Source organism: Holophagaceae bacterium, assembly GCA_016720465.1.
Classification (GTDB): Bacteria; Acidobacteriota; Holophagae; order Holophagales; family Holophagaceae; genus JANXPB01.
This window is the reverse complement of sequence record JADKKO010000001.1, coordinates 824,596-837,229: the sequence shown is the minus strand read 5'-3', so window position 1 is coordinate 837,229 and position 12,634 is coordinate 824,596. Positions and strand designations below refer to the sequence as shown.

Annotated in this window: 15 protein-coding genes and 1 other RNA gene; 13 read left to right on the top strand and 3 right to left on the bottom strand. The window is 64.6% G+C overall.

Going from position 1 to position 12,634, the window contains the following annotated elements; all coding sequences use genetic code 11:
- Positions 1–36: 36 nt before the first annotated feature.
- The 6 genes from IPQ13_03725 (at position 37) to IPQ13_03700 (ending at position 4,573) form a co-directional block, all read left to right on the top strand.
- On the top strand, positions 37–1,512 hold the full coding sequence (locus IPQ13_03725) for a M14 family metallopeptidase (protein ID MBL0210013.1): 1,476 nt from the start codon (positions 37–39) through the stop codon (positions 1,510–1,512).
- A gap of 9 nt (positions 1,513–1,521) precedes the next feature.
- On the top strand, positions 1,522–1,770 hold the full coding sequence (locus IPQ13_03720) for a hypothetical protein (protein MBL0210012.1): 249 nt from the start codon (positions 1,522–1,524) through the stop codon (positions 1,768–1,770).
- A 49-nt stretch (positions 1,771–1,819) separates the two neighbouring features.
- Positions 1,820–2,284, top strand: coding sequence for a YqgE/AlgH family protein (locus IPQ13_03715; protein MBL0210011.1), 465 nt, complete (start codon positions 1,820–1,822; stop codon positions 2,282–2,284).
- Positions 2,284–2,910 (top strand): DNA-3-methyladenine glycosylase 2 family protein, encoded by a 627-nt coding sequence (locus IPQ13_03710; GenBank protein ID MBL0210010.1) that lies wholly within the window; start codon positions 2,284–2,286, stop codon positions 2,908–2,910. The genes IPQ13_03715 and IPQ13_03710 overlap by 1 nt, the downstream gene beginning before the upstream one ends.
- Positions 2,911–2,988: 78 nt before the next feature.
- An RNA gene (rnpB, locus tag IPQ13_03705) (RNase P RNA component class A) lies at positions 2,989–3,357 on the top strand.
- Between the two features lie 403 nt (positions 3,358–3,760).
- Complete coding sequence (locus tag IPQ13_03700) at positions 3,761–4,573, top strand: GNAT family N-acetyltransferase (protein ID MBL0210009.1); 813 nt, start codon at positions 3,761–3,763, stop codon at positions 4,571–4,573.
- A gap of 210 nt (positions 4,574–4,783) precedes the next feature.
- On the opposite strand, the gene guaB is transcribed toward IPQ13_03700, so the two are convergent.
- Both guaB and IPQ13_03690 read right to left on the bottom strand, forming a co-directional pair.
- Positions 4,784–6,244, bottom strand: coding sequence for an IMP dehydrogenase (gene guaB, locus IPQ13_03695; protein ID MBL0210008.1), 1,461 nt, complete (start codon positions 6,242–6,244; stop codon positions 4,784–4,786).
- A gap of 50 nt (positions 6,245–6,294) precedes the next feature.
- Positions 6,295–7,212 (bottom strand): ABC transporter ATP-binding protein, encoded by a 918-nt coding sequence (locus tag IPQ13_03690; protein MBL0210007.1) that lies wholly within the window; start codon positions 7,210–7,212, stop codon positions 6,295–6,297.
- Between the two features lie 213 nt (positions 7,213–7,425).
- Here IPQ13_03690 and IPQ13_03685 point away from each other — a divergent pair, with 213 nt between their 5' ends.
- Positions 7,426–7,653, top strand: coding sequence for a YdcH family protein (locus tag IPQ13_03685; GenBank protein ID MBL0210006.1), 228 nt, complete (start codon positions 7,426–7,428; stop codon positions 7,651–7,653).
- A 110-nt stretch (positions 7,654–7,763) separates the two neighbouring features.
- Here IPQ13_03685 and arfB read toward each other — a convergent pair whose 3' ends face one another.
- Positions 7,764–8,189 (bottom strand): aminoacyl-tRNA hydrolase, encoded by a 426-nt coding sequence (gene arfB / locus IPQ13_03680; protein MBL0210005.1) that lies wholly within the window; start codon positions 8,187–8,189, stop codon positions 7,764–7,766.
- 70 nt (positions 8,190–8,259) lie between these two features.
- Between arfB and IPQ13_03675 the strand changes: the two genes are divergently transcribed.
- Genes IPQ13_03675 through IPQ13_03650 form a run of 6 tightly spaced genes read left to right on the top strand, consistent with a single transcriptional unit; the run spans position 8,260 to position 12,633 of the window.
- Complete coding sequence (locus IPQ13_03675) at positions 8,260–8,625, top strand: Hpt domain-containing protein (protein MBL0210004.1); 366 nt, start codon at positions 8,260–8,262, stop codon at positions 8,623–8,625.
- The gene (locus IPQ13_03670) at positions 8,622–9,944 is read left to right on the top strand and encodes an aldehyde dehydrogenase family protein (GenBank protein MBL0210003.1); all 1,323 of its coding nucleotides are present in this window, start codon (positions 8,622–8,624) and stop codon (positions 9,942–9,944) included. Before IPQ13_03675 ends, IPQ13_03670 begins: the two co-directional genes overlap by 4 nt.
- A 58-nt stretch (positions 9,945–10,002) precedes the next feature.
- Positions 10,003–10,659 carry a hypothetical protein gene (locus IPQ13_03665; GenBank protein MBL0210002.1) on the top strand — a complete coding sequence of 219 codons (657 nt, stop codon included), beginning with the start codon at positions 10,003–10,005 and terminating at the stop codon, positions 10,657–10,659.
- A gap of 20 nt (positions 10,660–10,679) precedes the next feature.
- Positions 10,680–11,027: a hypothetical protein gene (locus IPQ13_03660; protein ID MBL0210001.1), complete on the top strand. Its 348-nt coding sequence runs from the start codon at positions 10,680–10,682 to the stop codon at positions 11,025–11,027.
- A gap of 32 nt (positions 11,028–11,059) precedes the next feature.
- Positions 11,060–12,046: a phosphate acetyltransferase gene (gene pta / locus IPQ13_03655; GenBank protein MBL0210000.1), complete on the top strand. Its 987-nt coding sequence runs from the start codon at positions 11,060–11,062 to the stop codon at positions 12,044–12,046.
- On the top strand, positions 12,043–12,633 hold the full coding sequence (locus IPQ13_03650; GenBank protein ID MBL0209999.1) for a phosphoribosylglycinamide formyltransferase: 591 nt from the start codon (positions 12,043–12,045) through the stop codon (positions 12,631–12,633). The genes pta and IPQ13_03650 overlap by 4 nt, the downstream gene beginning before the upstream one ends.
- Position 12,634: the final 1 nt, after the last annotated feature.

Here is a 12,634-nt window from a genome sequence, read left to right as displayed (position 1 = left end):
ACCTCCTACGAAGAGACATCCCGCCATGCGGACGTGATGGCCTTCATCGCCGCGCTCGATGCCCTAGGCGATGCGCGCCTGTCCGTGAGTTCATTCGGCGCCAGCCCCGGAGGCCGGGACCTTCCCCTGCTCGTGCTGTCATCCCGAGGCGTGAAGACTCCCGCCCAGGCCAAGGCCCTGGGCCTCCCGGTGGTGCTGGTCATCAGCGGCATCCACGCAGGCGAAGTGGAAGGCAAGGAGGCCTGCCTGATGCTGGCGCGGGACCTGCTGGCGGACAAGGGCCGCCTGGACGGAGGGGACATCCTGGCCAGGCTCACCCTGGTCATCGCGCCGCTCTTCAATCCCGACGGCAACGACGCCATCGATCCCGGGAACCGCAAGCTGAACCTTCCGAAACTGAACGGGCAGCTCGGCCCGGAAAGCGGCGTGGGCACCCGCGTGAATGCCGGCAGGATCAACCTGAACCGGGACTACATGCGCCAGGAATCGATCGAAATGCGCCTGCTGCAGACCCGGGTCTGCCAGGCCTGGGAGCCGGACCTGACCATCGACAACCATGCCACGAACGGATCGGTCCACCGCTTTTCCATGACCTACGACATCCCCCACACCATCGAGAGCGGCCGCGCGGAACCGATCCTCTACATGCGGGAGCAGCTTCTGGGTCCCGTCACCGCCGCCTTGAAGGCGAACCACGGGCTGGACGCGGGGTGGTACGGCAATTTCGTGGAGGACGAACGGGTCCTGGACACGGATGGCGAGGCGGATCCAGGCAGCGCCGTTCGGGAAGGCTGGATGACCTATCCCCATCACCCACGCTTCGGCAGCAATTACCGCGGGCTCACCAGCCGCATGGACCTATTGTTGGAGTGCTATTCCTACATCACCTTCGCGGAGCGCGTGCGCACCGCCTACGCGTTCATGCTCGAAACTTTGCGCTTCGTGGCCGCCCATGGCGATGATGTGCTGCGGACCGTGTCGGCCTGCCGCATCCCGAGGGACCGCGTGGCGGTGCGCTACGGCCTCGAGCGCTTCGACCAGCCCATTGAGATCCTCACCCGGATTCCGCGCACGCTGGATGGAGCGCCGGCGTCCGTGGCCATTCCGCACATCGGCCGGTTCGTGGGGACCAAGGTCGTGGAGCGGCCCGCCGCCTACCTTGTGGCCGCGCCCCTGGCGGCGCACCTGCGCCAGCACGGACTCTCGGTGGAAGCGGCGGCCGGCAGCTTCGACGTGGAGGTTCCGGTGGTGGAGGATCTGGGCTCCGAAGGGGGCCGGGCCATCCTGGAAGCGGCCCGGGTGGGGGAACTGTCTGTTTCCTGGAAGACGGGCCCCCGCGCCGCCTTTCCGGGCGCCGGGCTGGTCCGGACCGACCAGCCCCTGGGGGCCATCGCCGTCTATTTCTGCGAACCCGAAAGCGACGACGGGGCCATCGAGAATGGGCTGCTGCCGGTTCCTGGATTGGGCGATGAACTGGCCATGTGGCGGGTGCCGGGGCTGCCTTCCCGTTAAGGATCAACCATGAAGATCTGGGCGCGCATCAACCACATCGGCTGGGTCCATCTCTGGTTGAGCGCCGGGAGCTACCAAGCGGGCGAGGCCTCGCAGCATTTCTTCAACGGGAAGTCGGACCCGCGCTGGCAGGAAGCGGATTTCAATGAGGAAACGCTCCGCAGGCTGGGCCTCGGCGAGCTGGTGGAGATCGAGGACCCGGGCTATTTCCTGGATGAGGACATCCCGCCGGAAAATGGAGCAAGCACGCTATCCTAGGCCCATGACGCTAAATGCCCCCTGTCTCCTGGTGGCGAGCCCTCTGCTCATGGACCCCAATTTCATGCACTCGGTGCTGCTGCTGGTGGAGCACGACGACGAGGGGGCCTTGGGAATCATCCTGAACCGCCCCTTGCCGCTCGCGCTTGCGCAGATCTGCGAAGAGAGCGGCCTCGACTTCGCGGGTCCAGAGGAGGCCACCGCCTGGCGCGGCGGCCCCGTGGACCCCCAGCGGGGCATCCTGCTGGTGGAAGGCGGGCTGCCGGGCCCCGAGGACACGGTGCTCGATTTCACCCATTTCGTGAGCCATCGGAAGGATCTGCTGGAGGAATTGATGACGGACCCCGACAGCCGCTTCCGGTTGTTCCTGGGCTATGCAGGATGGGGGCCGATGCAGCTCGACCAGGAACTGGAACAAGGCGCGTGGGTCGAGCGCCCGGTGAATTCGGGATGGCTGATGCACCCCGATCCCACGGGCCTATGGACCGTCGCCATCAGCGCCGAATCCAACTGATGGCGGCCCGCTTTCAATTGGAATTCGATCCTGCATCGGCGCTGAAACTGCTGCGCAAGGATAAGGATCTCAAGCGCGTCATCCAGAAAGTCGGCGATTTCAAGCTGGCGCTGCGGCCCAACCACAGCCCCTTCGAGGCGTTGGCCGAATCCATCGTCTACCAGCAGCTCAACGGCAAGGTCGCCGCCACCATCTGGGGGCGTTTCAAGGGGTTGTTCGAGTCGAGGCATTTGCGCCCCGAAGATGTGCTGGCCGCCGACATCGAATTGCTTCGAAGCGCCGGATTGAGCGCAGCGAAGGCCGCCGCGATGCGGGACCTTTCGGAGAAGACATTGATGGGCCTGGTGCCGGGCTGGGCGGGCCTCCGCAAGCTCGACGACGAGGAAATCATCGCCCGCATGACCGATGTGCGCGGCATCGGCCGCTGGACCGTGGAGATGCTGCTGATCTTCCGTCTGGGCCGCCCGGACATCTGGCCCGTTGATGATTTCGCCGTCCGCGCCGCCTACGGAGACGTGTTCGGCATCGAGAAAGTGAATCTCAAGGAAATGCGCCAGCGCGCCGAACAATGGCGTCCCTACCGCAGCGTGGTCGCCTGGTACCTGTGGCGGTGGTACAAGCCGTGAATCAGGGGCGAGCCATGAGCCATGGGCTCAAAGTTGATAGCTCAAAGCCGAGAGCTGATTGCTGATAGCCTGGACAAGTGGATCAGGGCGTCGCTGTGTTAACGCGCAGAGGAAAGTCCGGACTCCGCAGGGCAGTGAGCCTGGTAACGCCAGGGCGGAGCGATCCGACGGAAAGTGCAACAGAGAGCAGACCGCCGATGGCTCCGCAAGGAGCACAGGCAAGGGTGAAAGGGTGGGGTAAGAGCCCACCGCCGCGCTGGCGACAGGGCGGGCATGGTAAACCCCTCACGGAGCAAGACCAAATAAGCCGGCGTGCTGAGCGATCAGTGAGGATTGGCCCGATCGAGCCGGCGGGTAGGTCGCTAGAGGCCAGCAGTGATGCGGGTCCCAGAGGAATGACGTCACGGCCCGCGAGGGTGGACAGAATCCGGCTTACCGATCCACCACGGCCCTCGCAAGAGGGCCGTGCTTTTGCATTGGGTATTGGACCTAAGATTGAAGAACACCACGCGGAGGAGGGTTCCTGCCTCTGCAAGCGAAGCGAGCAGGAGCGCGTATACGCGCGATAGGCGGGAGCGGAGAAAGCGGAGGGTAGCTGAGGAGATCGGTGGAATTTCAACAATGGTTTTTCTCCGCTTCCCTCCGCACCTCCGCTACCCTCCGCGTAGTATTTTTTTACGCTATGCTGAACATCTCTTTCGAGTAGGCCTCTGTTCTTCCTAACATTCGTTCGCGTGTCGCCTGGACCCTGCTGAGGGGCCCGTCAGGGCCTAGCTCCAGGACGCATGCATGTTGAAGGCTGCGCGATGCGCGCGGCGAAACTCATCTGAACGAAAAGGAATGAACACCCATGAACGCACAACTCGATTTGCAATCCCTCTGCCGCCGTCTGGAGTTCGCCCAGGCTTCGCAGAATCAGGCCATGGCGGAAGCCCAGGCTCTCATGAATCCTGAATCCGGCGCGCGCTGCGAGCGCATCGGGAGCCGGGAACGGGGCGCCTTCGCGGTGTACCTAGGCCCTGGACACATTTTGAACCAGGGCCTTGCTCTTGGACTGGACGGACCCATGAAGGAGGGGGAACTGGATGCCCTTGAGGGCATCCTCGGCCGCCCCACGGTGCTTGAACTCAGCGCGGGGGCGGATCCAGGCCTCTACGCATTTCTTTCCAAACGCGGCTATCGCGTTCAGATGTTCCAGCAGGTCTGGATGCGCGAAATGGATGAACTACCGCCAGACCCGGCATCGGAATTCATGGTGCGGCCCATCGAACCCGGCGAAGAAAAACTCTTCGCCAGCGTGGTTGCCGCTGGCTTCTTCGAACGCGACGAACTCAGCGACGAGGGACTCGGTATCATGCTCCCGACCACCAAAGCGAAGGGCACCACCTGCTTTCTGGCCTTCTTGGATGAGGAGCCTGTGGGCGCTGGAACCGTTGGCATTTACGAGAACACCGCGGCCCTTTCAGGTACTTCGGTGCGCCCGAAATTCCGCGGGCGGGGAGGGCAGGGCGCACTTATCCAGACCCGCTTGGCCTTCGCCAAGGCATTGGACTGCACCCTCGCCTGCAGCGCCACGGCGCCGCATGGACACTCCCAATTCAATTTAGAAAAAATGGGATTCCAAGTGGCCTATCCGAAGTTGGAATTCGTGCGGGAGCGCTGAGCCAGGAGCGATGGCCGGGGTGCGACGTGGACTGAAACAACACCGACCTTCCTTCGGACCATCACCCATCGCGTCGGCCTGCGATCGGTAGCAGAGGCGGCAATGCTTTCGACCTTGCTCGGTCCATCAACCATCGTGTTGGCTCTTTTGGCCGACATAAAGGGCCGTAACGTCTTGACCAGGAAAGCGCTGGCCAAGGCGCAACGGCCCCTAATCCATCCGGTAATTCGGGGCTTCCTTGGTGATCATTACGTCATGCGCATGGCTTTCGCGGAGCCCGGCGCTGCTGATCTTCACGAACTTCGCCTTGGTCTGGAAGTCCACGACGTCCTTGCCGCCGCTCAGGCCCATGCCGGCGCGCAGGCCGCCCATGAGCTGGGTGACCAGATCGCCCATCTTTCCTTTGTATGGGACCTGGCCTTCGATGCCCTCCGGGACCAGCTTCGAGTCGTCCTTGCCTTCCTGGAAATAGCGGTCGGCGGATCCCTTCTTCATCGCGCCCAGGGAGCCCATGCCGCGGTAGGTCTTGAACGTGCGGCCGCTGTAGAAAATGGTTTCCCCCGGCGCTTCGTCGGTGCCTGCGAACAGGCTGCCGATCATCACGGCGTCCGCGCCGGCCGCCACGGCCTTGGCGATGTCGCCGCTGAATTTGATGCCGCCATCGGCAATGCAGGGCACGCCCGCTTCGCGGCAGGCGCGGCTGGCCTCGGACACGGCGGTGATCTGGGGCATCCCGGCGCCGGTCACGATGCGCGTGGTGCAGATGGAACCAGGTCCGATGCCCACCTTCACGGCGGCGGCGCCGGCATCGATGAGGTCTTTCGCGCCTTGGTAGGTGGCGACGTTGCCCGCGAGGATCGGGGTATCGTGCAGCGCGCTTTTCAGCATCCGGAGCGCGTCCAGGATCCCCTGGCTGTGGCCGTGGGAGCTGTCGAGGCAAAGCACATCCACCTTGGCCTCCACCAGTGCCTTGGCGCGGTCCAGCAGATCCTTGCCGACGCCCAGGGCTGCCCCCACGCGCAGGCGGCCGAACCCGTCCTTGCAAGCGTTCGGGTAGTTGATGGACTTTTCGATGTCCTTGACGGTGATGAGGCCCTTCAGGGCCCCTTGCGCGTCCACCACCAGCAGCTTTTCAATGCGGTGCTTCTGCAGGATCGCCTGGGCCTCCTGCAAGGTCGTGCCCACGGGCACGGTGACGAGCTTCTCCTTCGTCATGGCCTCGGAAACCGGCAGGTCCCAGCGGGTCTCGAAGCGCAGATCGCGGTTGGTGAGGATGCCCACCAGCTTGTGCCCCTGGACCACGGGCACGCCGCTGATCTTGTATTTGGCCATCAGGGCTTCGGCGTCCCGAATCGGGGCGTCCGGCGCGATGGTGATGGGGTTCGTGATCATGCCGGATTCCGAACGCTTCACCTTGTCCACTTCTTCGGACTGGTCGTCGATGCTCAGGTTCTTGTGGATGAGCCCAAGCCCGCCAAGCTGCGCCAGGGCAATGGCCATGCGGCTTTCCGTCACCGTGTCCATGGCCGCCGAGAGCAGCGGGATGTTCAGGCGGATGTCCCTCGTGAGCTGCGTGCTCAAGTCCACCGCATTCGGATGCGTGCTCGAAAAACCGGGCACCAGCAGCACGTCGTCGAAGGTCAGGGCTTCCATCAGAGGCAAGGTCAGCATGGGTTCATCCATTCCGGTCCACGTCGCGCGGAACCTTGCAATTCATGCTCTCACAGCCGGGACACCCCATCTAGCTCTGATTCGCAGCGCAATCCGTCCGCGGTGGTTCCGCGCCAGGCTGTCCAGGCTGCGCAGCCGGCCTGGGCTTCCGGGCACCTGGATTGGAAGGGGCAGCCCTTTGGCCGCTCTGCGGGGCCCGGAAGGAAGCCAGCTTCGTGGCTGGGCTCCCGCCTGGCGGCCTGCAGCAGGCGTCGGGTGTAGGGATGGCGGGGCGCTCGCAGCAGGCGCGAGGTGGGCCCGGCTTCCATGGCCTCGCCGCCGTAGAGCACCAGCAGCCGCGTGGTGACGGATGCCACTACGCCGAGATCGTGGCTGATCCAGAGGTAGCCCAGGGACCTGTCGGCCTGGAGTTCCAGCATCAGGGAAAGAAAATCCGCCTGCACGGTGGGATCCAGGGCCGTGGTGGGTTCATCCAGCACCAAAAGATCCGGGTCGCAGCTCAGGGCCTGGGCGAGCAGCAAGCGCTGGCGCTGGCCGCCGCTCAATTCGTGGGGATGCTTGCGGAGGAAGGCCTTGTCCGTGGGCAGGCGCAGGCGTTCCAGGAGCGGGCTCAGCCGCGCGACGGCCTGGGATGTGGTTTCGCCCAGGTGGATGCCTGGCAGGAGGGCCAACTGGTCCTGCACCCTCATGAATGGATTGAGGGCCTGAAGCGGATCCTGAGGCACCCAGGCCATGCGGCGGCCCCGGATCCGGTCCCGGGCCTTCGAGGGTTCATTGAGGGCGGTGCCGTAGGCCCGGATTGAGCCTCCAACCTGCTGGACCCCCGGGGGCAGGACCCCGAAAAGCGCCTGGCCAAGCAGGCTTTTGCCGGATCCGGATTCTCCGACCAGGCCCAAGCATTCTCCCGGCCCGAGTTCCAGGCTCAGCGGAGCCAGGAGCTGGACTCCGTCCGCGCGCGCTAAGCTCAACCGATCCACCACAAGGGACATGGCACGAGGATGGCCTAGGAACGGTCCCATTGCTAAAGGAAATTCCTGGGTTCGGGGCCGTGAAGCAACCATTGCACCACTCCAGGTTTTTCATCCCTTGACGCACCTTAAATGGAGCGTACCTTCGGGTCATTCAGACATCCTGGTTCAGATGGATCACCCGCCTCGCGGAGGCGGTTTCTGGAGGTTCTTATGGATTTCCTGCGGCCTGATGTTCAAGAAAAGCTCATGAAGGAGCACTTCGAATTCCGCAAGCTCATGGAAGAGCACCGGGCCGCCGATGAACGGCTGGGGCGCCTCCGCACCAAATCACGCCTTTCCGCCCAGGAATCCTTGGAAGAAGTGGAACTGAAAAAGATCAAACTCCGCGCCAAAGAGCGCATCTACCGCATCATCCAGGAAGTCAGCCGGGACCACTAGGCCGGGACCACCGGACTTCGGTGGGATAGCAGCCACGAGGCAGCGCGAATAAGACACGAATATCTTCCTTCGTGCGGTTTCGGCGCTTCATCAATTAAACGGTATCTGGGTCAATCCCAGGCACCCTGGCGCCCTGCCTTCACGGCTCCAAGTCTTTTTTTCGATTCGATGCGGCGCTCCCTGCTGCCCTTCGAGGGGCGCGTTTTGCGGCGGGTTTTCGGGACGACGAGGGCCTGTGCGATGACCGCGATGGCCTTGGCCCGGTTGTCCTCGATGTTTTTCGGCAGGTCCCTGAATCGGTCGCTGCTGATGATCCAAAGGCCCTCCGCGTCCACCTGGTTGCGGACCAGGTGGCGCAGACGGGCCAGGGCTCCTTCGTCCAGGCCTTCGATCAGCGCCAGGTCGATGCGCAATTCGGCCTTGCTGGATACCTTGTTGACGTTCTGCCCGCCTGGGCCGCCGCTGCGCACCGCCTTCAGTTTTTGGGCCCGCTCGGGCACCACCACGCGCTCGTTGACTTGGATGGGATCAGCCATGGGCGATGATCCCATGAGCGGCAACGCCGCAGACCAACCAGGTGGAAAACGCGTTATCTTTTCAGGTCCCATGAATGCTCCGACCCTCGATCCCCTGGCCCTCGACCAGCTCCGGCCCTTCAAGGGCCATGACGGCGGCAGCCTGCTGGGCAACCTCATCCAGGTCTACCTGGAGCAGCTGCCGGACCGGGTGGAAGGATTGCTGAAGGCCCATGGCGAAGGCGACGCGCGTTCCGTTTTCAAGATCGCCCACACGCTGAAAAGCACGTCCGCCAGTCTGGGGGCCTATGGACTCCAGGGCCTCTGCCAGCGCCTTGAGGATGCAGGCCGCCTGGATGAACTTCCGGGCACCGCGGGCCTCATCCCCCTTTTCCAGGCCGAGGCCGCCAAGGTGCGGGCTGCGCTGCTGGATGAGCAGAAAAGGTTGGGCCCATGAGCATCGAGCTGTTCGCACCCAGGGCTGTGCAGGCCTTCGAGGCATGGCGCCACGCACCCAGGCACGCCCGGCGCGCGTTGATCCAGCACTGGCGAGAGCGAGTGGCCGCATCGGCCGCAGAGCTTGCGCGGCTCGCGACCCAGGAAACCGGCAAACCGATCTCGTTGTCCCGCGCCGAGCTCCAGCGCGGGCTCATCACTCTCCAAGCCACGGAAGAAGCGCTGGCCGCCTTCGGAGAAGAAGCCATCCCCTACGATGTGATGGCTGGTTCAGCGGGATGCCTGGCCAGGCTCCAGAGGATCCCTCGGGGCCCGGTGCTCGCCATCACACCGTTCAACTTTCCCGTGAATCTGGCCCTGCACAAGCTCGCCCCGGCCATCGCCGCGGGGTGCAGCGCCGTGTGGAAACCCTGCCCGCAGGCGCCCCGCACCTCCAAGTTGCTGTTCGACACCTTTGAGGAGGCCCGCGCAGGACTGAACGCTCCGGAGCATCTGCTGCAGTTCGCGGATGTGCCGCCGGAGGCGGCTGAGGCCCTGGCGCTCGATGAGCGGATCCAGGTGGTGAGCTTCACGGGCAGCGACCGCGTGGGCCACCACTTGAAAAAAATCCTCGGAGGCAAACCCTTGATCCTCGAGATGGGAGGCAATGCGGCGGTGGTGCTGGATGCGGGCATTGATGCCGCCGCGGCAGCCAAGGTCCTGGCCCCCGCGGCTGTGGCGGCGGCCGGCCAAAGCTGCTGCAAGGCCCAGCGGATCTACGTGCACGAAGATCTATGGGATGCCTTTGCCGCGGCCTTCGTGGATTCGGTAAAAGCCCTTCCCTGCGGCGATCCCATGGAGGAGGCCACGGTTGTGGGCCCGCTCATCGACGAGGCTACGGCCGCGCGCCTGGAGGCCTCGCTGGAGCGCGCCGTCCAGGGCGGAGCTTCGGTGCTGCTCCGCGGCCGCCGCAGGGGCGCGCTGCTGCCGCCCGCCATCCTCACGGATGTTTCCGAGGGCGACCCGCTGCAGTGCGACGAGCTGTTCGGCCCCATCACCGTGCTGACGAAGGTCGCGGATTTCGAAGACGGCCTGGGCCGCGCCGCCCACACGCGATTCGGACTGCGGGCTTCGGTCTACACCCGTGATGCAAGTCACGAAAGGCTCGCCGAAGACAGGCTCCAGGCCGGTTGCGTGCTGATCAACCTGCCCCCGACCTTCCGCATGGATGCCGCGCCCTTCGGCGGGCTGAAGGGTTCGGGACAAGGCCTCGAAGGCCCCCGCTGGGCCATGGAATCCTTCACTGAACCCAGGATGGTCGTGCGGGGGCCAGTGTTCTGATTGCCTACGCGGGGCGTCCATGAGTCATCATGGGTCCATGGCATTTGCGAACGCATGGATGAATCCTTGGCCCAGGCGCCTTCTCAAATTGGGGCTCCTGGCCGCGGCGCTCCTGGGGTGGAAATGCTTCTGGATCCAGGGTCCTCGCATCGCGGGCAGCGCCACGGGCAAGGCTGCCGCTGCGCCGGCGATATTCAGAGTCCACGCGAAAATCCTGTTGAGAGCCAGCCTGGGCTATCCGCGCCAGGTGGAGGCCGCCATCCCGGCCCCCGAGCCAGGATCCAACGCATCAGCGCAATTGCAGCTCATGAAATTCTGGGACGGCAAGAACTGGGGCCCCGAGGCCCTCCGCATCGGCCACGTTGAAGGCCGCGCACTAAAGGTCCCCGCCGGGCAACTCGTCTTTGTGGATGTGCTGGGGGTCTCGCCCGCGAAGGATGCCGAAGGCGCTACGAGGTGCCAAGTGGACTACCGCGTGCGATGGGACTTCGACGAGGCCGCGAGGGACCTCTTCGCCCAGAGGCAATTGATCAACCTCCGCCTTCCCAAGGGCCTGGGCAGTAACACGCCCGGTCAGGAACTTTCCAAACAAGTCACCTTGGAGCGCGTGGCCTGGTGGGGTCCCCAATGGATCCTTCAAGATGCCGCACAATGGCAGGCGGCGGAGGCCGGACGGCCCTCCGAAGGCCTGGCCTGGCTCCCATGGCTTTTCTAGGGCGAGGCTAGGAGGTTCCCATGCCGCTCTCATTCCCTTTCCAGCGCGGACAACTTGTGGTGGTGGTCGTGACGGCGCCGCGACAGAAGCTCTGGGGCCGGATCCTCGGCCTCGAGACCGCGGGAATCGCGGTGCGCGGCATCGACATCGCCCCCTGGGAGGATGTGCTGGCCCTGGTGAACCGCGGACATGCGGATCAAGTGGCCCTGGACACGCGCTTCTTCCCCATGCACCGCATCGAGCAGATGTACCTGGACGAGGCCAGCTCGGGTGTGCCGAGCCTGGGCGAGGTTTTCAGAGAGCGGACGGGACTGGACCCCATGGAATTCCTGGCGGACCGGGGCCTGCCAAGACGGAAGAACCGGTGATGGCGATGCTGAATGCCAATTACGAAAGCTGGATGGCCGTGTTCCGTCAACGGGCCCGGGAGCTGAAACGCCACATCGTGCTGCCCGAGGGCCGCGACGACCGGACCCTGAAAGCCGCTTCCACGCTGAATTCCATGGAACTATGCAAGGTCACGCTGCTGGGGGGCCCGGAATCGATTTCCAGGCGCGCCCAGGCATTGGGTCTGGATCTCGGCGGCATTTCCATCCTGGATCCCGGTGGCGATGAACTTGGCAGCGAACTAGCCGGTGCTTTCTGGGAATTGCGCCGCCACAAAGGCATCACCGAGCAATTGGCTTTGGAGGCGGTCCGGGAGCCGCTCTGGTTCGGCGGCATGATGGTGCGGCAGGGCCTTGCGGACGGGTTCGTGGCGGGGGCCTTGAACACCACGGCGGAGACGGTCCGGGCCTGCCTGCAGACCCTTGGTCCGGCCCCCGGGATCAAGACGGTTTCCAGCTGCTTCCTGATGATCCATCCCGATGGACAGTTCGGTGAGCGGGGCGGCCTCATCTTCAGCGATTGCGCGGTGGTGCCGGATCCAACCGCGGAGCAACTGGCCGACATCGCGCAGGCGGCGGCTTTGAGCGCCCGCCGGATCCTGGGAGTCGAGCCCCGCGTGGCCTTCCTGAGTTTTTCCACCAAGGGCAGCGCCGAGCATCCCCGGGTGGAAAAGGTGCGGGCGGCCCTTGACCTTCTGAAGGCGCGGGTTCCAGGGATCTGCGCGGACGGAGAACTGCAGATGGACGCGGCGCTCATTCCGAGGATCGGCGCGGGCAAGGCGCCGGGTTCCGAGGTGGCTGGCCGGGCCAACGTGCTGGTCTTTCCCGATCTCGATGCAGGCAACATCGCCTACAAGACCGCAGAGCGGATGGGCGGCGCCGCGGCCCTGGGCCCGCTGCTGCAGGGGCTTTCGAAGCCAGGCAACGACCTGAGCCGCGGCTGCGTCGAGAGCGATATCGTGGATGTGGCGGTGCTGACGATCCTGCAAGGCGCCGCATGAGCAGCTTGAAGAAATTCGCGCTCTTCATTTCGGGCGGAGGCGGGAATGCGCTGAACCTCGTGCGCGCTTGCCGGGAGGGCCGCATTCCCGCTGAACCCGTCCTTGTGGTGGCCTCGAAGGAGACCGCGCCGGGGGTGGCGAAACTGAGGAATGAAGGGCTCCTGGTCGTGGTCCTGGATCCCAAAGACGCCATGGGGGAGGAGGCCCACTCCAAGCTCTGCCTGCAAGCGGCGGAGGCGTCGGGCGCCGATTTCATCGCCTTGGCGGGTTGGCTGCGGAAGCTCGTCATTCCGCCCGAGTGGGAAGGCCGGATCCTCAACATCCATCCCGGGCTTCTGCCGAGGTTCGGCGGGCCCGGGATGTACGGGATGCATGTCCACCGGGCCGTGCTGGCTTCGGGCGCAATGGAATCCGGCTGCACGGTGCACCTGGTGGACAACGAGCTGGACCATGGGCGCAAGCTCGCCGAAAGCCGCGTCCCGGTGCTGCCCGGAGATTCTCCGGAAGCCCTTCAGCAGCGCGTCTACGCCGAGGAGATGAAACTCTATCCCAAGGCCATGGCGGATTATCTCAGCGGCATCCGATAGC

Coding starts and splice junctions, on each gene's coding strand:
- IPQ13_03660 (MBL0210001.1), top strand. CDS start 10,680: ATGCCGCTCTCATTCCCTTTCCAGCGCGGACAACTTGTGGTGGTGGTC.
- IPQ13_03710 (MBL0210010.1), top strand. CDS start 2,284: ATGGCGGCCCGCTTTCAATTGGAATTCGATCCTGCATCGGCGCTGAAA.
- IPQ13_03700 (MBL0210009.1), top strand. CDS start 3,761: ATGAACGCACAACTCGATTTGCAATCCCTCTGCCGCCGTCTGGAGTTC.
- IPQ13_03725 (MBL0210013.1), top strand. CDS start 37: ATGGCCTTCATCGCCGCGCTCGATGCCCTAGGCGATGCGCGCCTGTCC.
- guaB (MBL0210008.1), bottom strand. CDS start 6,244: ATGCTGACCTTGCCTCTGATGGAAGCCCTGACCTTCGACGACGTGCTG.
- arfB (MBL0210005.1), bottom strand. CDS start 8,189: ATGGCTGATCCCATCCAAGTCAACGAGCGCGTGGTGGTGCCCGAGCGG.
- IPQ13_03675 (MBL0210004.1), top strand. CDS start 8,260: ATGAATGCTCCGACCCTCGATCCCCTGGCCCTCGACCAGCTCCGGCCC.
- IPQ13_03715 (MBL0210011.1), top strand. CDS start 1,820: ATGGACCCCAATTTCATGCACTCGGTGCTGCTGCTGGTGGAGCACGAC.
- IPQ13_03650 (MBL0209999.1), top strand. CDS start 12,043: ATGAGCAGCTTGAAGAAATTCGCGCTCTTCATTTCGGGCGGAGGCGGG.
- pta (MBL0210000.1), top strand. CDS start 11,060: ATGGCCGTGTTCCGTCAACGGGCCCGGGAGCTGAAACGCCACATCGTG.
- IPQ13_03670 (MBL0210003.1), top strand. CDS start 8,622: ATGAGCATCGAGCTGTTCGCACCCAGGGCTGTGCAGGCCTTCGAGGCA.
- IPQ13_03665 (MBL0210002.1), top strand. CDS start 10,003: ATGAATCCTTGGCCCAGGCGCCTTCTCAAATTGGGGCTCCTGGCCGCG.
- IPQ13_03685 (MBL0210006.1), top strand. CDS start 7,426: ATGGATTTCCTGCGGCCTGATGTTCAAGAAAAGCTCATGAAGGAGCAC.
- IPQ13_03720 (MBL0210012.1), top strand. CDS start 1,522: ATGAAGATCTGGGCGCGCATCAACCACATCGGCTGGGTCCATCTCTGG.